The sequence below is a fragment of the Photobacterium lipolyticum genome (assembly GCF_003026475.1).
In the GTDB taxonomy this organism is placed as follows: domain Bacteria; phylum Pseudomonadota; class Gammaproteobacteria; order Enterobacterales; family Vibrionaceae; genus Photobacterium; species Photobacterium lipolyticum.
In genome coordinates, this window is the sequence record NZ_PYMC01000001.1 from 417,792 (window position 1) to 437,118 (window position 19,327).

Here is a 19,327-nt window from a genome sequence, read left to right on the forward strand (position 1 = left end):
ATGCAGTATGAATGATTCTAATATAATCTCAGTTTTATAAATTACACCCTCTGACATAAAAAAAGCGCACCTCGTGCGCTTTTATATGCCCAAACCTCTCAATAAGAAAACTAACCGGGCATCACCGCCAGTAATTTCTGTCTTTCGCTATTGGCCAGTTGCTTATATTTAGACCGCGCGTTACTTGGAACAGGATCCGCTTGAGGCAATGGTACTTTCATTGCGTTAACTGGACGATTCTTCTTGATTAGCTCAAAGTGAAGATGCGGGCCGGTCGAACGTCCTGTATTGCCACTTAACGCAATACGCTGGCCCATGGTCACTCGGTCCCCGACTTTTACCAGCAACTTATGCAGGTGCAGGTAACGGGTCATATATTCGCGGCCATGCTTGATAACAACATAGTTACCTGCGAGTCGGTGCTTACTAGCTTTAACCACCACACCATCGCCTGCCGCCAATACCGGGGTACCAATCGGAGTCGCGAAGTCAGTACCATTATGTGGCGAAATACGACGGGTTACCGGATGCTTTCGCGTCGGATTAAACGACGAGCTGATACGATAGCGCTTCGCTAATGGAATACGGCGTAATGCACGATTCAAGCTATTGCCATCGGTGTCATAAAACTGATCGTCGCTATGACGCATCACGAAAATTTCACGGTTATCACTCAGATAGTAAAGCGCTTTCAGTTCACCTTTAGTCACCGCCTTACCATCAATGAACTCACGCTCTACTGATACGGCAAAACGATCGCCTTTACGCACTTCCCGGCCGAAATCAAAACGCCATTGTAAAACCTGAACTAAGGTTTGAATCTGATTAGGTGTTAAGCCAGCGGCAAGTGCTGAATTATAGAAGCTTCCTGTAATCCTTCCGGTTAAGAAGACAGGCTTAATCACACCGTTTTCTTCAACCTGTTTGAACTGATAGCCCTTGTTAACCAAGGTATAGCTATCAGTGATTTTTTTACTGCGCTGGATATTAAATTCTTTTACCTGCCCATCATCATTAACAGACCATTCTATCGTCTGCCCGACCCGAAGATTCTGAATCGACTTGTTGACCTTGATCAGTCGGTACATATCAGAAATAGGCAGCGCATATTGCGAGAAAATCGAACCTAATGTTTCACCTGACGTAATTTTATGCTTATGAGCAACGTCCGTAACTTGCTCTAATTTCTGCTCAAGTGCATCTTTTGGCGCTGAAAACTCAGGATCTTCCGGATCCAGATCAGCCCCCAGCGGCTCACTGTTCTGTTCTGATAATACTTCAACTTTCTCGTGTGGCAGCTCAATTTCAACCCGTTCAGCGCGTTGAAATTTTGGTGTCTGATACGTTTGTTGGGATGGCTGCCACATAAGTGCAGCCATCACCAACAGAGAGGTTGAGGCTAACGCAATCCGATGCTGACGAGGTAATTGTTTTATTGAAGAGACCGCAACCTTATACAATTTCATTATTCAAGACACTTGGTAAAACTCGCACCCAATTCTGTAAGAAAACGTGCATATCCTCCCTTGCCCTCTGCAATCTCAGTTGCCATTGGGTCAAGAGTTCCTATTTTAACGTCAGTACCACTAACAACACTATTGACTACAGCTGGAGAAAACTGGGGTTCGCTGAATACACAAAAAGCTTGTTGATCTTGCAGCGCACGACGTATTGAAATTAACGTCTTTGCACCAGGTCGTCGATCTGGCTTAACCGTGAAATGTCCAAGATTATTCAGCCCAAATTGTTCTTCAAAGTAGCCATAGCCATCATGAAAAACAAAGTAGCCATGCTCTGCTAATGGTTTGAGTTTATTATTCAACTCAGAGATAGTTTGATTGACCTCTGATACGAACATCGTGAGATTATCCTCATACCCCTTTTTATGCAATGGATCATGTTTAACAAGCGCCCCTGTGATCACATTTGCAGCCTGAATTGCTTGTTTTGGCCCCAACCAAAGGTGTGGATCAATACCGTCATGGCTGTGATTGTGATCATCGTGATCATCGTGATCATTATCAACTGCATGCTCATAATGGCGGAAATCAATAGAATGCTGTTCAGTTAACGCCAGACTGTTTTCTTTACCTTCAAGCATATTGGCAAGAAACATTTCTAGTTCAGGCCCCACCCAAATCACTAAATCAGCGTCTCGCAACTTTTTCATATCAGAAGGGCGTAATGCATAATCATGCGGTGACGTACCAGGTGGTAGCAATGTGTCACTGCGGGTTATTCCTGCAGTCAGATCCTGTACAATCATATTCAGTGGTTTTACCGTTGTGACTACTGAAAATGCTTTCGCTTCATTAGCAAAGGCAGGTCCGGCATAAACAGTGCCAGAAAATACCAGAGCAACAGCACAGCACCATGAAGTAAAGCGACGCATAACGATGTCCATTAAACAATGCCTAATAAAATTAAAGAATACTAATAAGAAAATGAATGTTATATTATAACATCTCATTTTAGCAAACTCCTTCTCCGTATTCTTTCATGACAGCCTATTTTTCTTATGACAACATTAATTGAACTTCAGTCGGTCACCGTCACTTTCGCTGATCGGCATGTCCTAGATCAGGTTTCTCTAAAACTTGAACGAGGTCAAATCACCACTTTAATCGGGCCTAACGGGGCTGGTAAATCAACCTTGGTTAAGGTGATCACCGGTTTGCGCAAGCCCACGATAGGAAAAGTGATTCGTCAAAAGGAAGTACGTATTGGCTATGTTCCGCAAAAGCTGCAACTGAATACGTCTTTGCCTCTAACGGTAGATCGTTTCATGCGATTAGCAGGCCGTAACAAAGAGAGTACCAGAGTCGAAGCCTTGAGCCTTGTCGGCGGTGTCCACCTCCAGCACAGTGATATGCATTCACTATCAGGTGGGGAAATGCAACGGGTACTGTTGGCCAGGGCACTGCTGCAAAAACCGGACCTGCTCGTTTTGGACGAACCTGTACAAGGTGTTGATGTAAACGGCCAGCTGGAGCTGTATAACTTAATTCAGTCCCTGAGAGATAATCTTAACTGTGCCATCTTGATGGTTTCGCATGACCTGCATTTAGTCATGGCAAAAACCGACAATGTCATCTGTCTGCACCATCATATTTGCTGCTCGGGAGAGCCCGACACCATTACCAGCCACCCTTCCTACGTGGCTTTATTTGGTCAGCAGCAAAGTGAACAACTGGCTTTATACCATCATAATCATAATCACGATCACGACCTTGCGGGTAGCCCTGTCGGTCCATGCCTGCACCATAAAGAACATCACGGTGATCATAATGCTTGAGTTTCTTCTTCCAGCCCTTGCCGCGGGCATTGGCATTGCCTTACTGGCAGGCCCGCTAGGCTCATTCGTCGTCTGGCGCAAGATGGCCTATTTTGGTGACACCCTGTCCCACGCCTCGCTGTTGGGGATCGCTTTAGGTTTCTTATTTGATGTCAATCTTAACCTGGCCCTGATCATTTGCTGTTTAGTGTTAGCGGTCATTCTGGTCGCTTTACAAAAGCAAAAATATGTTGCCACCGATACTTTATTGGGGATTCTTGCCCATAGTGCGTTATCGCTGGGTTTAGTAGCGGTCAGCTTTCTCGATCATGTTCGTATCGATCTGATGGCTTATCTGTTTGGTGACTTATTAGCCGTCACCGCGACAGATCTGTTATGGATATACGGCGGCGGATTGCTGGTGCTGATCGCACTGTTCACCCTCTGGCATCCTTTGCTCTCCATGACAATTAATGAAGATATGGCCCAAGTTGAAGGGGTCAATGTTGATTTGATGCGCCTTTTGCTGATGCTGATGGTTGGTATGGTTATCGCTGTCGCAATGAAATTTGTCGGTGCGCTGATCATCACTTCGCTACTGATCATTCCGGCCGCAACGGCTCGCCGCTTTTCTCATAGTCCAGAGTTTATGGCAGGCTTAGCCTCTGCTATCGGTGCAGTTGCTGTCGTCATTGGCCTGACCATGTCGTGGCATTACGATACACCGGCAGGCCCCTCAGTGGTCGTTGCCGCTGCCGGAATGTTCATGCTAAGCCAGCTAAAACGTACCGAAAGTTAGACTTTTTGTTTGGGGCACAAAAAACCGCCAGGCGGCGGGTTTTAAAAACAAGGTCTGATACCAATCGGGGCTATTATCCCGATTGGTATTAATTACCAACCTGTTACTTCACGTAGTGCTGTACCGATCTCGGCCAGGCTTTTCACCGTCTTAACACCCGCTTCTTCAAGGGCCGCAAATTTATCTGCTGCTGTACCTTTGCCACCAGAGATAATGGCACCGGCGTGACCCATCCGTTTGCCCGGAGGCGCAGTAACACCCGCAATGTAAGAAACAACGGGCTTAGTAACGTTCGCTTTAATGTAAGCTGCCGCTTCTTCTTCAGCGGTACCGCCGATCTCACCAATCATCACGATTGCTTCAGTCGCGGGATCTTTCTCAAACATTTCCAACACGTCGATGAAGTTCGAGCCCGGTATTGGGTCACCGCCAATACCGACACAAGTAGACTGGCCGAAACCTTCATCAGTAGTTTGTTTGACCGCTTCGTAAGTTAAGGTACCAGAGCGAGAGACAATACCAACTTTACCCGGCTTGTGGATATGGCCAGGCATGATACCAATCTTACACTCGCCAGGAGTGATCACACCCGGACAGTTAGGACCAATCATACGCACGCCAGCTTCATCAAGACGCACTTTAACATCCAGCATATCCAGTGTCGGAATGCCTTCAGTAATCGTTACGATCAGCTCGATACCCGCATCGATTGCTTCAAGGATAGCATCTTTACAAAATGGGGCAGGTACATAGATAACCGTGGCCGTTGCACCAGTAGCTTCAACTGCATCACGAACGGTGTTGAAAACCGGCAGGCCCAGGTGAGTGGTTCCCCCTTTACCGGGTGATACACCTCCAACCATTTTCGTACCGTACGCAATAGCTTGCTCTGAGTGGAAAGTTCCCTGACCACCCGTGAAGCCCTGACAGATCACCTTAGTGTCTTTATTGATTAAAACTGACATTATTTACCCTCCGCTGCAGCAACAACTTTTTCCGCAGCTTCAGTTAAGGAAGTCGCAGCTATAATATTCAGACCACTTTCAGCTAGCTTAGCCGCACCTACTTCTGCATTGTTACCTTCAAGGCGAACAACAACCGGTACTTCAACGCCAACTTCTGCGATTGCACCAATGATGCCTTCTGCAATAAGGTCACAACGAACGATACCGCCGAAGATATTTACCAGTACCGCTTTTACGTTGCTGTCTGACAGGATAATTTTAAATGCTTCGGTTACACGCTCTTTTGTCGCACCACCACCAACATCCAGGAAGTTTGCAGGCTGGCCTCCGTACAGGTTGACGATATCCATCGTCCCCATTGCAAGACCTGCGCCGTTAACCATGCAACCAATGTTGCCGTCTAGTGCTACGTAGTTCAGTTCCCACTGTGCGGCATGCGCTTCACGTTTATCTTCCTGAGTTGAATCATGCATGTCACGCAGTTTTGGCTGACGGTACATTGCATTTGAATCGATGTTAATTTTACCATCCAGACAAACGAGACTGCCATCACCTGTAACAACCAGCGGGTTAATTTCAAGCAGCGCCAGATCGTAATCAGCAAACATGTTACCAAGACCGAGGAAGATTTTTGTAAACTGCTTAATTTGATCCCCTTTCAAGCCAAGCTTGAATGCCAGCTCACGACCTTGATATGGCTGTGGGCCAACCAATGGATCAATTGCCGCTTTGTAGATCAACTCAGGAGTTTCTTCCGCCACTTTCTCAATTTCCACACCACCTTCAGTTGATGCCATGAAAACGATACGACGAGAAGCGCGATCAACCACCGCGCCGAGATACAGCTCATTAACAATGTTTGATGCTTCTTCGACCAGGATTTTTCTAACCGGCTGACCATTGGCGTCTGTTTGGTAAGTCACCAGGTTTTTACCCAGCCATTTTTGGGCAAACTCTTTCAGTCCTTCTTTCGTGTTGTGCAGTTCAACACCACCCGCTTTACCACGCCCACCAGCGTGAACCTGACATTTGATAACCCACTTGCCACCACCGATTTTACCAGCAGCCTCAGCTGCTTCTTGCGGCGTGTCACAAGCATAGCCTTCTGGAACTGGCAGACCGTACTCAGCGAAAAGCTGTTTTGCCTGATATTCATGCAGATTCATGATGTTCTATCCATTTTCATATCCCTTTGGACTGTTATATCCATTTGAGACTGTTATATCCATTTGAAATACTCTTGGGTATTTCTTCGTCAGTGATACCTGACAGCGTAATGTAAGCCGGACGTTGAGCCTGTCCGGCTTAAGCTGCAAAAACAGGTATTAAACGTCTAGGAGCAGACGGGTTGGATCTTCTAGCAACTCTTTAATCGTAACCAGATAACCTACCGACTCACGGCCATCAACCAAACGGTGATCGTAAGACAGTGCCAGATACATCATTGGAAGGATTTCTACTTTGCCATCAACGGCCATTGGGCGGTCGGCTATTTTATGCATGCCCAAAATAGCGGCTTGTGGCGGGTTAATGATTGGTGTCGACATCAGTGAACCAAACACACCGCCGTTAGTGATCGTGAAGTTACCACCTATCAGTTCGTCAACCGTTAGCTTACCGTCACGACCTTTGATGGCTAGCTCACGGATCCCTTTCTCGATTTCAGCAAGGCTAAGCTTGTCACAGTCACGAAGTACCGGAGTCACCAGGCCACGGGGAGTCGACACAGCAATGCTTATGTCGAAGAAGTTATGATAAACAATATCATCACCATCAATCGAAGCATTGACTTCAGGATAACGCTTCAGCGCTTCTACAACCGCCTTCACGTAGAAAGACATAAAGCCCAGGCGAATGCCATGTCGCTCTTCAAAAATGTCTTTGTACTGCTTTCGAAGATCCATGATTGGCTTCATGTTTACTTCGTTGAACGTGGTCAGCATTGCGGTACTATTTTTCGCTTCAAGCAGACGCTCAGCGACACGCTTACGTAAACGCGTCATAGGAACACGTTTTTCGCTGCGATACGCCAGCGGTGCTTCCACTTTCGCTTCAACGGTCGGGGCTGCAGGTACCGGAGCGGCTTTACCTTGCTTCAAAAAGGCTTCGACGTCTTCACGTGTGATACGGCCGCCAACACCTGTCCCTTTCACCGCTGATGCTTCAATGCTGTGCTCACCAAGCAAACGACGAACTGCTGGGCTTAACGCTTCGCTAGTCTCTTCACTTAATGAGGCGGTACTACGCTTAGTCGGCGATGCCTCAGCTTCTGCCGGTACATCCTTCGTTGGTTCACCAGCAATAACACCGGCTTTAATCTTACCGATTAACTGCTTGGATAAAACCGTTGTACCATCGTCTTCAAGAATTGCTTCTAAAATACCGTCTTCCGGTGCCGGAACTTCCAGCACCACTTTGTCTGTTTCGATATCAACCAGAACTTCATCACGTGTAACGGCATCACCAGGCTGTTTATGCCAAGTTGCCACGGTTGCATCAGCAACTGATTCAGGTAAATCGGGAACCAGAATTTCGATTGTCATATCGGCTTTGTCCTTTTTGTTCCAGCTCTTATTAGGCAATTGTCAGAGCGTCTTCAATTAACGCTTTCTGTTGTTTCAAGTGAACCGACATGTAACCTACAGCCGGTGATGCGGATGCCGGGCGACCGGCATAGTTCAGCTCAGCACCTTTCGGCAACGCAGAGAGGAAGTTATGCTGGCTAGAATACCAAGCGCCTTGGTTCTGTGGCTCTTCCTGACACCAAATAAAATCAGTGACATGCTGATATTCAGCTAACGCAGCTTCAACATCATCTTTAGGGAATGGGTATAACTGTTCAATCCGAACAATGGCAACATCTGTCTGTTCGTTTTTACGACGTTGATCAAGAAGATCGTAATAGACCTTACCAGAGCAGAAGACAACACGTTTTACTTGTGTCGGATCAAGTGAGTCGATTTCCCCGATCGCAGGCTTAAACGTCCCCTCAGCTAAATCTTCCATTGTTGATACACACAAAGGATGACGTAGCAGTGACTTCGGCGACATCACGATCAACGGGCGACGCATCGGACGAACAACCTGTCGGCGCAGCATATGATAAACCTGTGCCGGCGTCGACGGTACGATAACCTGCATATTTTGCTCAGCGCAAAGCTGCAGGTAACGCTCAAGACGTGCAGAGGAGTGTTCTGGCCCCTGGCCTTCATAACCGTGCGGCAACAGCATGGTTAAACCACACATACGTCCCCACTTCTGCTCACCAGAACTGATGAACTGATCGATCACGACCTGAGCACCGTTGGCAAAGTCACCAAACTGCGCTTCCCAAATAGTCAGGCCGCCGGGTTCTGCCGTCGCATAGCCATATTCAAAGGCTAACACCGCTTCTTCAGATAACACCGAGTCAATAACTTCGAACGGTCCTTGCTTATCATGTAGATTTGCAAGAGGAACATAAGTGCTTGCATCGCCTTGATTATGCAGTACGGCATGACGGTGGAAGAATGTACCCCGACCAGAATCCTGCCCCGTAATACGAATACGATTACCTTCATCAACCAAGGTGGCATAAGCCAATGTTTCAGCCATCCCCCAATCAACAAGCTTATCGCCCGCAAGCATTAATAAACGATCGTTATAGAGTTTCTGTACTCGGCTCTGAAGCTTGTGACTTTCAGGGAACTGACAGATACGCAGACCTAATTCGTGAAGTCGCTTGCTATCAACTTTGCTTGCCCAATCCACTGTCCAGTCATGCCCGAGGTACGGAGACCAGTCAACAGAGTGCAGCTTCATCGGACGCCACTCTTTCACCACGCATTCACCGCGGTCAAGTGCATCACGGTATTCGTTTATAAGGCCCGTAGCAGTTTCCAGATCCACACTACTGCCATCACTTAATGCATCAGCGTAAATCTTACGAGGGGTAGGATGCTTCTTAATCTTCTGGTACATCAAAGGCTGAGTGGCATTCGGCTCATCAGCTTCATTGTGGCCATGACGTCGATAACAGACGAGATCGATAACGACGTCACGCTTGAACGTATTACGGAAATCAAACGCAATGCGGGTGACAAAAGCCACCGCTTCCGGATCATCAGCATTGACATGGAAAATGGGGGCCTGCACCATCTTCGCGATATCAGTACAATAATCTGTTGAACGCATATCGTGGGGGTTGGAAGTAGTAAAGCCAATCTGGTTATTGACAACGATACGTACAGTACCGCCAACACGATAACCCCGGGCCTGAGACATGTTAAATGTTTCAGCCACCACGCCCTGCCCTGCAATTGCCGAGTCACCATGAATGGTGATAGGAAGCACTTTCGAGCCATCGGTATCGCCTAAACGATCCTGACGCGCACGAACAGAACCCACAACGACAGGGTTAACTATTTCGAGGTGAGACGGGTTAAATGCTAATGCCAAATGCACATCGCCACCCGGCGTTGCGAAATCAGCAGAGAAACCCTGATGGTATTTTACATCACCGGTCCCCCAGCTCTCGCCGTGCTTACCCGCAAACTCATCAAACAAGTCTTGCGGCTTCTTGCCCAGCACGTTGACCAGCATGTTCAGGCGGCCACGGTGGGCCATACCAACAACAACTTCACGAATACCCTGACCACCCGCATGGCGGATCAGCTCTTTCATCATCGGGATCAGTGCATCGCCACCTTCCAACGAAAAGCGTTTAGCGCCAGGGAATTTTGCCCCAAGGTAACGTTCAAGACCTTCAGCGGCCGTTAACTCTTCAAGAAAACACTGCTTCTCTTCTTTACTGAATGTCCCCGTCCCAACTACTGATTCAAGACGCTGCTGAACCCAACGTTTCTCATCGGTGTTAGTAATATGCATGTACTCAGCACCAATTGAACCGCAATAGGTTTTCTTGAGTGCATCGTAGATTTCAGACAGCTTCATTGTTTCTTGGCCGACGGCAAAAGAGCCGACATTGAAGCTTTCGTTAAAATCATCTGCCGTTAGGTTGTGGAATTCAGGATCTAATTCTAAAACTCGTTCCTGTTGCCATAACCCCAGGGGATCTAGGTTTGCATGTTGATGCCCACGGAAGCGGTATGCGTTAATGAGCTGCAATACCTTAACCTGCTTAGCATCCACATCCGGATCACTGACGGTAGCGCTTAGATGGGTTGTTTCTTTCGCCAGACGTCGGAAATAATCACGAACACGAGAATGAGGCTGTTCAACCACCGCTTCATTCACTACCGGCAATTCACCAAAAACGCCTCGCCATTGTTCGTCAACTAATTCTGGGTCGCTAAGATACAACTCGTAGAGGTCTTCTACATAAGTCGCATTGGCGCCAGCTAGGTGTGAAGACTCGAGCCATGCCTTCATAACGCCGTTCTGCATTTTTTTCCCTTAACCACTAGTTATCGCCATTTACTCCGGCCTCTTGGCCGGGCTTAAAAGCTGGCCTCTGAGTGTGAAAATCAGGAGGCCAGCATATCGATAATTCGATTTATTTATACTGCCCGTTTTAGCAGCATTGATTTAATATGACCAATCGCTTTTGTCGGATTTAGTCCTTTAGGACAAACATTTACACAGTTCATGATGCCATGGCAACGAAAAACACTAAAAGCATCGTCAAGATCCGATAATCGTTCCTCGGTGGCATTATCTCGGCTATCAATTAGCCAGCGATAGGCTGCCAACAAGCCGGCTGGTCCGATGAATTTATCAGGATTCCACCAAAATGACGGACATGATGTCGAACAACATGCACACATAATACATTCATACAGACCATCAAGATGTGCGCGTTCTTCCGGTGATTGCAGGTTTTCGCGAGCCGGAGGCTGCACACCATCATCAACAAGGAACGGCTTCACCTTCTCATAGTTGACATAGAACTGTTCCATATCAATGATCAGATCACGAACAACAGGTAGGCCCGGTAATGGACGAATGACAATGGTTTTTTCACCCGTCAACGCCGAGAGCGGAGTGATACATGCCAGGCCGTTTTTGCCATTCATGTTAAGACCATCAGAGCCACAGACTCCTTCACGGCATGAACGACGGAAGGCTAAGCTTGGATCTTGTTCTTTCAACAGGATCAGCGCGTCCAGTACCATCATGTCAGAGCCATCAGGTACTTCCAGGTTATAGCCCTTCATATGGGGGGCATTATCAACATCTGGATTGTAACGATAAATTGAGAAATTCAGGTTCATCTTTCTTCCCTTCCCTAGTATGTGCGAGCTTTCGGTGGGAATGCTTCGCGATGAATAGGCTCCATATTTACCGCCCGCTTGGACATTTCTTCTGTCTCAGGGTTGTAAATTGAATGGCATAGCCAGTTCTCATCATCACGTTCAGGGAAGTCGAAGCGAGCATGGGCACCACGACTTTCCGTACGGAAATTGGCCGCGACCGCTGTCGCGTATGCCGTTTCCATCAGGTTATCAAGTTCCAAACACTCAATACGCTGAGTGTTAAATTCGGTAGAAGTATCATCCAGGCGTGCTTCTTTCAAACGCTCACGGATAACTTTAAGTTCCGCTAAACCATTCGCCATGGCTTCACCTTCCCGGAATACCGAGAAGTTGTTCTGCATGCACTGTTGCAAATCTTTACGGATTTGCACCGGATCTTCGCCTTCTTGGGTTGAATTCCAGCGATTTACACGTGCAAGCGATGCTTCAATATCCGATTCTGTTGCTGGACGAGCCTCAGATTGTGCTGCCAGCGTTTCGCCAAGATGAAGACCAGTCGCACGACCAAAGACCACCAGATCAAGCAGTGAATTACCCCCCAGACGGTTGGCTCCGTGAACTGAAACAGAAGCGATTTCACCACAGGCAAACAACCCTTGAATTTCCTCATCAATGCCCGCGCTATTTTGCTTCAGAGCCTGACCCGAAACCTGAGTCGGCACACCGCCCATCATATAGTGACAAGTCGGAATGACGGGGATAGGTTCTTTAACCGGATCTATATGGGCAAAAGTACGAGAAAGCTCACACACACCAGGCAGACGAGATTCGAGTACGTCTTTACCCAAGTGATCAAGCTTAAGTTTAATGTGTGGGCCCCAAGGACCATCACAGGCACGCCCTTCCCGGATCTCAACCATCATTGAACGGGCAACAACATCACGGCCAGCAAGATCTTTGGCATTGGGTGCATAACGTTCCATGAAACGTTCACCGTCTTTATTGAGGAGATACCCCCCCTCACCACGGCAACCTTCCGTCACCAGCACACCGGCACCAGCAATACCCGTGGGGTGAAACTGCCACATTTCAATATCCTGCATTGGGACGCCAGCACGCAGAGCCATACCGACACCATCACCGGTATTGATATGGGCATTGGTCGTCGACGCATAGATACGACCGGCCCCCCCTGTCGCCAAAATAGTGGCTTTTGATTTGAAATAACAAATCTCGCCGGTTTCCATACAAAGGGCCGTACAGCCTAGAATGGCGCCATCCTGATTTTTAACCAGATCCAACGCGTACCACTCAGAGAAAATCGTCGTTTTATGTTTGATGTTCTGTTGGTACAGCGTATGAAGAAGCGCATGGCCAGTACGGTCAGCCGCAGCGGCAGTTCGTGCCGCCTGCTCACCACCAAATGCTTTTGACTGACCGCCAAACGGGCGCTGATAAATAGTACCATCATCAAAACGAGAAAAAGGCAGCCCCATTTGTTCAAGTTCAATCACAGATTTGGGGCCATTCTCACACATATACTCAATGGCATTCTGATCACCAATATAATCAGACCCCTTGACCGTGTCATACATGTGCCATTGCCAGTTATCAGGGTGCGAGTTACCTAGCGCAACGGTAATCCCCCCTTGTGCCGACACGGTATGGGAACGGGTAGGAAAGACTTTAGATAACAAGGCACATTTAAGGCCTTGTTCAGAAATTTGCAGTGCGGCACGCATACCTGCACCACCGGCACCGATTACAACGGCATCAAACTCACGAACTGCAATGCTCACTTACACACCCCACAAAATGAAGAAACCTGAAAACAGGTAAACAAAAAGGACCACTACAACGCCAAACTGGATGCCCGCGCGCATTGCCGCTGGCTTGATGTAGTCAGTCAGCACCTGCCAGAGGCCAATCCAGGCATGGATCAGGATTGACATCAACGCCAGCATGGTGAAAACCTTGGTACTCAGCTTGCCAAAGAAAGCCGTCCAGGTTTCGTAGCTCAGATCCGGGCCGAATGCGAAGAATCCGATCATATAAATGGTGTAAAAGGTTAAGATGATTGCAGTAGCGCGGATCAGGATAAAATCGTGAATACCATTACGGCCGACTGTTGATACATTGTTTACCATACTAGGCCTCCAGCGAAGACAGCAAGAACCGCTACAATTGCGAAGCTCACTTTGGTGCTCGCAATGCCGGTATCCATTTCTTCAAAATATCCCATGTCCATCAGTAAATGACGCACACCAACCACAATGTGATAAAACAATGCCGTCAGCACTCCCCACAGAATAAATTTCACAAAAAAACTGTCAACAATGTTGGCAGCACTTGCGAAACCTTCCGGGGTAGAAAGGGAAAGGCCTAATAACCAAAGTAGTATTGCAACAGAAACAAACGTAATAACGCCTGATACACGATGTAAGATCGACGCAATCGCTGTCAGAGGGAAGCGAATCGTCTGTAGGTCGAGGTTGACAGGTCTTGGCTTTTTAACTTTCACGTGTTTGCCCACTCAGCTCCATTGAAGCATATTATTTTTATTAAACTCTCCGGCCCAGTGCTACGCCAACGAATAAGAGTAACAATTCCATAACCTTTGGTTGCGATTTTGTGCCTTTAGTAACAAAAAAAAACTCTCAACCTAAGTAACTAATATTGTTGATAACTTATCCATTCACTTCTGGCATCAGCATAACCAGATACCTGCCGCGAGTATACGCCCCGTAACAAGCAAACACAAACCGTGTTACATGACCTCTAACACGATTTGAGATATTTGTACCATTTACTTCAAAGTTATTAACAAGCGCGTACAAAAAATCACGAAAATTGACAATTGCCGTGGCAAACGGTACAACTAGCATACATCCGTCTTGGATCAGGATTATAGAAATAGCAAAGGAGATTGTTATGGCAGATAAGAAAGCTACTCTTCACATTGAAGGGAAAGCACCTATCGAACTGCCGATTATCGGGGGCTCCCAGGGGCCAGAAGTCATTGATGTGCGCAAACTTGGCGCTAACGGTTACTTTACATTCGACCCTGGTTTTCTAGCCACTGCATCATGTGAATCTCAAATTACCTACATTGATGGCGATAAAGGTATTCTGCTTCACCGCGGTTACCCTATCGACCAATTAGCCAATAATGCAGACTATTTAGAAGTCTGTTACGTACTTTTATATGGCGAAGTCCCTACTCGCGCCGAGTACCAGCAATTCCGAACCACGGTTACCCGTCACACCATGGTTCATGAACAAATTGCCAGCTTCTTCCACGGCTTCCGTCGAGATGCTCACCCTATGGCAGTAATGTGCGGTGTGGTTGGAGCCTTAGCGGCGTTCTACCATGATTCATTAGACATCAATAATGATGAACACCGTGAAATCACGGCATTCCGTCTATTGTCAAAAATGCCGACACTGGCTTCAATGTGTTACAAGTATTCAATCGGTCAACCGTTCATTTTCCCAAGAAACGATCTCGATTACGCCGAGAACTTTCTGCACATGATGTTTGCAACGCCATGCGAAGAATATGAAGTCAGCCCTGTCGTTGCCCGTGCAATGGATAAAATATTTACTCTGCATGCAGATCATGAACAAAACGCATCCACCTCGACAGTCCGTCTGGCAGGATCTTCTGGTGCTAACCCATTTGCATGTATTGCTGCGGGTATTGCCTCACTGTGGGGCCCTGCACATGGTGGTGCGAATGAAGCATGCCTGAGAATGCTGGAAGAAATCGGCAGCGTTGATAAGATCCCTGAGTTTGTTGAGCGTGCGAAAGATAAAGATGACCCATTCCGCCTAATGGGCTTCGGTCACCGTGTTTATAAAAACTATGACCCACGTGCCACTGTCATGCGTGAAGCATGTCACGATGTATTAGATGAGCTTAATATTCAGGATCCACTACTTGACGTCGCGATGGAACTGGAGCGCATCGCGCTTTCCGATCCGTATTTTATTGACAAAAAGCTGTATCCGAATGTTGATTTCTACTCAGGTATTATCCTGAAAGCGATCGGTATTCCCATTTCGATGTTTACCGTTATTTTCGCGATGTCCCGTACCGTTGGCTGGATTGCGCACTGGAGCGAAATGCACGATGACCCAACGAACCGTATTGGTCGACCACGTCAGCTTTATACCGGTAAGCTTCAGCGTGAATTTAAGCCTATTCACGAAAGAGAGTAACGAGTAAGCGAGTGATGAGAATCTAGATTCTCGTCACTCGCTACTTACACTCTAAACAGGATTATCGATATCAATATACCCCACTTCCAGTTGATGTTCCCGGGCTAACCACTCTCCCAAGGCTTTTATGCCATAACGTTCGGTGGCATGATGGCCGGCACTGAAATAGTGAATACCCATTTCACGTGCGATATGAACGGTTCGCTCTGATACTTCACCAGAAATAAAAGCATCAAGCCCTTTGTGTCCAGCCAGCTCAATAAAATCCTGCCCACCACCAGTACACCAGCCGACACTTTGAATACTTGCTGGTGCATTATCACCAATATGTAAGGGTTCGCGATGCAGGGCAATCGCAATGCGTGAAGCAAGATCTTCACCGCTCACCGCTTCATCCAGCTGACCATACATGGCAACAGAGTGCGGATTGCCCTCCTCTAATCCGCCGAGGACTTCAAAATCCAGTAGCTGCGCTAACCGCGCATTGTTACCCAATTCGGGATGCACATCTAACGGCAGATGATAGGCATAAAGATTAATACCATTTTCGATTAGTGCTTTAATGCGGTTGAATTTCATCCCACGGATTTCGGAAGGCTCTCCTTTCCAGAAAAAACCGTGGTGTACCAGAATGGCATCAGCGTTTGCTTCAATCGCGCGATCAATCAACGCCTGGCAGGCAGTGACACCGGTAATGACTTTCTTGATTTCTGACTTGCCTTCGATCTGCAAGCCATTCGGGCAGTAATCTTTTATCAGGTGCGGACTTAGCAGCGCATTTAATACAGCTTCCAATTTCAGGTTATTCATTGTTGATCCCTTTTTCCAGTCACCAATATTATATCAAATCCACTATCAGCTTATACCAAATAGCAAAAAAGCTGCACCGCTGCAGCTTTTTCAATATATTAGAACAAGTAAGACTCAAATTAGAAAAGCTCTTTAACACCGTGTTCAGTCTGTTTTAACCAAACCGGTTTTGTGCTTGTTTTCAACCAGACACGATGCAGATAACTGTAAAAACGTGATCGTAGTGAGATCGGCAAGAAGACAACAACCGGGAATGACAGAACCCCGGCAAACACAACGAAAGTACGACGTAATATGATGCTGTAAAGTGGAAATCGAGTGTACATTTTGCCCCCTGGTAACTGGTCTAACCTGTCATTACTTTAATCCATTTACTGTAATAACACTACGGCACATAGTTCAATTATCGACCATATTGCGCTATTAATAAGAGATATGCCGAGCAAATAGAAGACACTGAGAGTAAAGATGTCATTTATTTACAATGATGCAACAACCCACCAGCAATATGAAAGCAACGTCAAGGCGGTATTGCATTGCCCGCCTCTTACTCTCAATATACCTTACCAGGTCGATGAGAAATGGTTTGCGCATTTTAGAAAAAATGCGTTGATACCCGAAGTCACCCCCTATCAAGGAAATAGGCGTCTCGGCTTTTACTACCAATGGTTATGGCAGCAAATCATTGAAGCACATCCCCACTATCAGTTAGTTGCTGAAGAAATCCAGCTCCACTGGCAAAATAAAACCTTAGGGGCGATCGACTTTTTTGTATTGAATCAGCAAACCAACCAACTTGAGCATTGGGAAGTTGCGATTAAATTTTATCTCGCTTATCAGAGACAATGGCTGGGACCGAATGCGGCCGATCGGCTTGATAAAAAAATAAGCCGGATGGTTGAGCATCAGCTGATGTTGTGTGAGCACCCTGCTTACAAGGAACAATTGCAAGATGTGTACGGCCAGCCAAAAGTAAAACGACTGATCATGCAAGGCCGGTTGTTTAGCTCCTATAATGATCGTGAACAGGGATCTGAAATAGCGATTAACCCCAACGTATTAACCGGTCGGTGGTGTTTTCATTCTCAATTAAATGAGATCCTGGCTGAGGAAATGCCATTAAAGGCATTGGCTAAACCACAATGGTTAGCACCGCCACGCTATGATCAGCTGTCAAAACCGTTGGATCTTAACGGGTTGGTTACACCTACTCAAGCGGTATCAGCTGATAACCAGATATGGTTTGTAATGCCGGATCACTGGCCCGCGCGTAATACCAGTTAATACCAAATCCATAAGCCCTAGTCATAAAAAAACGCCCTCTATATATTCAATATAAGGGCGTTTTTATACTCGCAGTGCTTAATTACGAGCACATCATAGTAATTGCTTCACACTCAATTACAATCCAGCATCAGCAAAGACTTTACTGACAATTTCTTGTGCTTCTTTTTCAATAAGGCTCAAGTGCTCCTTACCCTTAAAGCTTTCACAATAAATCTTGTAAATGTCTTCCGTACCTGACGGACGAGCAGCAAACCAGCCGTTATCAGTCGTGACTTTCAGACCACCAATCGCCGCACCGTTGCCTGGCGCATGCGTCAGGCGTGCAGTAATGACATCACCCGCTAACGTTTCAGCGGCAACCATCTCAGGAGACAGCTTACTCAGTACCGCTTTCTGCTCACCATTAGCAACCGCTTGCAGACGGTTATACTCAGAGGCACCATGCTTAGCAGCAAGTTCTTCGTAGTATTGTTGCGGGTTCTTACCCGTTACCGCCGTAATTTCTGCCGCAAGCAGACACAGAAGAATACCGTCTTTATCTGTTGACCATGGCGAACCGTTCATACGCAGGAACGAAGCGCCGGCACTTTCTTCACCACCGAAACCAAGCTTGCCAGAATACAAACCATCAACAAACCATTTGAAACCAACTGGCACTTCACACAGTTCACGGCCAAGATCTGCCACAACACGGTCGATCAGTGCACTTGAAACTAAGGTTTTACCAACGGCAACATCCTGACTCCATTCAGGGCGATGGCGGTACAGGTAATCGATACACACAGCCAAGAAATGGTTAGGATTCATCAGACCAGCCGGGGTTACAATACCGTGGCGATCATAATCAGGGTCGTTACCAAACGCTAAATCGTAATTGTCTTTATGCGCAAGAAGACCGGCCATTGCGTATGGTGAAGAACAATCCATACGTACCACACCATCTTTGTCGAGAGACATAAAACGGAATGAAGGATCGATAGACTCATCAACCAATGTCAGATCAAGACCATAATGTGTCGCAATTTGACGCCAGTATTCGATACCGGAACCACCAAGCGGATCAACACCAATTTTCAGATTCGCTTTTTGGATCGCAGCCATGTCGATAACATTTACCAGGTCGTCAACATAAGGAGCAACAAGCTCTTTCTCGACAACCAGATCGCTGGCAAAAGCATCTTGAATAGAGACGCGCTTAACATCCACCAGGCCATTGGCAATGATTTCATTGGCGCGCTTTTCAATGGCAGAAGTCAGCTCACCTTCCGCAGGACCACCATGCACAGGGTTGTACTTAATACCACCGTCTTGAGGCGGATTGTGAGATGGCGTGATCACAATACCATCAGCTTTATCAGCATTTGCCGCGTTATGGCAAAGAATGGCGTGGGAAACACCTGGGGTTGGGGTATAACCTTTACCTTCCTGAATCACAACTTTGACATTGTTAGCAACCAGTACTTCTAAGGTAGAAGTAAATGCTGGCTCTGATAATGCGTGGGTATCTTTACCTAAGAAAAGTGGACCAGTTACACCATTTTCAGCACGCACTTCAGCAACCGCCTGAGCAATAGCCCAGATATGATGCTGGTTAAACGTCCCTTTATCAGCCGTTCCACGATGACCAGAAGTACCAAAGGCAACTTGCTGCTGTGGATTTGAAGCACTCGGCTCAATGAGAAAATAGTTTGCAACTAATGCAGGGATATTGTGCATATCTTCTTGCTGAGCGCGTTGGCCAGCACGAGGATGGATCGCCATTAACTTATCCTTGTAA

General features: G+C 46.9%; 17 protein-coding genes. 4 read left to right on the forward strand and 13 right to left on the reverse strand.

The window, feature by feature from the left end; genetic code table 11:
• Positions 1-110: 110 nt before the first annotated feature.
• Positions 111-1,466, reverse strand: coding sequence for a murein DD-endopeptidase MepM (mepM, locus tag C9I89_RS01800; RefSeq protein WP_107281624.1), 1,356 nt, complete (start codon positions 1,464-1,466; stop codon positions 111-113).
• Positions 1,466-2,392, reverse strand: a complete 927-nt coding sequence (gene znuA, locus C9I89_RS01805) for a zinc ABC transporter substrate-binding protein ZnuA (RefSeq protein WP_107281846.1) — start codon at positions 2,390-2,392, stop codon at positions 1,466-1,468. Before znuA ends, mepM begins: the two co-directional genes overlap by 1 nt.
• Before the next feature lie 126 nt (positions 2,393-2,518).
• Here znuA and znuC point away from each other — a divergent pair, with 126 nt between their 5' ends.
• Together znuC and znuB are read left to right on the forward strand one after the other, a co-directional pair.
• Positions 2,519-3,295, forward strand: a complete 777-nt coding sequence (gene znuC / locus C9I89_RS01810; RefSeq protein ID WP_107281625.1) for a zinc ABC transporter ATP-binding protein ZnuC — start codon at positions 2,519-2,521, stop codon at positions 3,293-3,295.
• The gene (znuB, locus tag C9I89_RS01815) at positions 3,288-4,073 is read left to right on the forward strand and encodes a zinc ABC transporter permease subunit ZnuB (protein ID WP_107281626.1); all 786 of its coding nucleotides are present in this window, start codon (positions 3,288-3,290) and stop codon (positions 4,071-4,073) included. Before znuC ends, znuB begins: the two co-directional genes overlap by 8 nt.
• Positions 4,074-4,165: 92 nt before the next feature.
• Here znuB and sucD read toward each other — a convergent pair whose 3' ends face one another.
• The 8 genes from sucD to sdhC all read right to left on the reverse strand — a co-directional run bounded on the left by sucD (position 4,166) and on the right by sdhC (position 13,765).
• Positions 4,166-5,038: a succinate--CoA ligase subunit alpha gene (sucD, locus tag C9I89_RS01820; RefSeq protein WP_107281627.1), complete on the reverse strand. Its 873-nt coding sequence runs from the start codon at positions 5,036-5,038 to the stop codon at positions 4,166-4,168.
• Positions 5,038-6,204 carry an ADP-forming succinate--CoA ligase subunit beta gene (gene sucC, locus C9I89_RS01825; RefSeq protein WP_107281628.1) on the reverse strand — a complete coding sequence of 389 codons (1,167 nt, stop codon included), beginning with the start codon at positions 6,202-6,204 and terminating at the stop codon, positions 5,038-5,040. Before sucC ends, sucD begins: the two co-directional genes overlap by 1 nt.
• A 159-nt stretch (positions 6,205-6,363) precedes the next feature.
• Entirely contained in the window at positions 6,364-7,581 is a 1,218-nt protein-coding gene (gene odhB / locus C9I89_RS01830; protein ID WP_107281629.1) for a 2-oxoglutarate dehydrogenase complex dihydrolipoyllysine-residue succinyltransferase, read from the reverse strand.
• Between the two features lie 31 nt (positions 7,582-7,612).
• Positions 7,613-10,423: a 2-oxoglutarate dehydrogenase E1 component gene (gene sucA, locus C9I89_RS01835; protein WP_107281630.1), complete on the reverse strand. Its 2,811-nt coding sequence runs from the start codon at positions 10,421-10,423 to the stop codon at positions 7,613-7,615.
• Between the two features lie 113 nt (positions 10,424-10,536).
• Positions 10,537-11,250 (reverse strand): succinate dehydrogenase iron-sulfur subunit, encoded by a 714-nt coding sequence (locus tag C9I89_RS01840; protein WP_107281631.1) that lies wholly within the window; start codon positions 11,248-11,250, stop codon positions 10,537-10,539.
• Positions 11,251-11,264: 14 nt separating this feature from the next.
• On the reverse strand, positions 11,265-13,031 hold the full coding sequence (sdhA, locus tag C9I89_RS01845) for a succinate dehydrogenase flavoprotein subunit (protein WP_107281632.1): 1,767 nt from the start codon (positions 13,029-13,031) through the stop codon (positions 11,265-11,267).
• Entirely contained in the window at positions 13,032-13,379 is a 348-nt protein-coding gene (gene sdhD / locus C9I89_RS01850) for a succinate dehydrogenase, hydrophobic membrane anchor protein (RefSeq protein ID WP_107281633.1), read from the reverse strand.
• Complete coding sequence (gene sdhC, locus C9I89_RS01855; protein WP_170107596.1) at positions 13,373-13,765, reverse strand: succinate dehydrogenase cytochrome b556 subunit; 393 nt, start codon at positions 13,763-13,765, stop codon at positions 13,373-13,375. Before sdhC ends, sdhD begins: the two co-directional genes overlap by 7 nt.
• A 398-nt stretch (positions 13,766-14,163) precedes the next feature.
• Here sdhC and C9I89_RS01860 point away from each other — a divergent pair, with 398 nt between their 5' ends.
• On the forward strand, positions 14,164-15,453 hold the full coding sequence (locus tag C9I89_RS01860) for a citrate synthase (protein WP_107281634.1): 1,290 nt from the start codon (positions 14,164-14,166) through the stop codon (positions 15,451-15,453).
• Between the two features lie 51 nt (positions 15,454-15,504).
• On the opposite strand, the gene C9I89_RS01865 is transcribed toward C9I89_RS01860, so the two are convergent.
• Both C9I89_RS01865 and C9I89_RS01870 read right to left on the reverse strand, forming a co-directional pair.
• Entirely contained in the window at positions 15,505-16,263 is a 759-nt protein-coding gene (locus C9I89_RS01865; protein WP_107281635.1) for a Nif3-like dinuclear metal center hexameric protein, read from the reverse strand.
• A 119-nt stretch (positions 16,264-16,382) separates the two neighbouring features.
• Positions 16,383-16,589, reverse strand: coding sequence for a DUF2517 family protein (locus C9I89_RS01870; RefSeq protein WP_107281636.1), 207 nt, complete (start codon positions 16,587-16,589; stop codon positions 16,383-16,385).
• 142 nt (positions 16,590-16,731) lie between these two features.
• Here C9I89_RS01870 and C9I89_RS01875 point away from each other — a divergent pair, with 142 nt between their 5' ends.
• Positions 16,732-17,547: a DUF1853 family protein gene (locus C9I89_RS01875; RefSeq protein WP_107281637.1), complete on the forward strand. Its 816-nt coding sequence runs from the start codon at positions 16,732-16,734 to the stop codon at positions 17,545-17,547.
• 117 nt (positions 17,548-17,664) lie between these two features.
• On the opposite strand, the gene pgm is transcribed toward C9I89_RS01875, so the two are convergent.
• Positions 17,665-19,311, reverse strand: a complete 1,647-nt coding sequence (gene pgm, locus C9I89_RS01880) for a phosphoglucomutase (alpha-D-glucose-1,6-bisphosphate-dependent) (RefSeq protein ID WP_107281638.1) — start codon at positions 19,309-19,311, stop codon at positions 17,665-17,667.
• Positions 19,312-19,327: the final 16 nt, after the last annotated feature.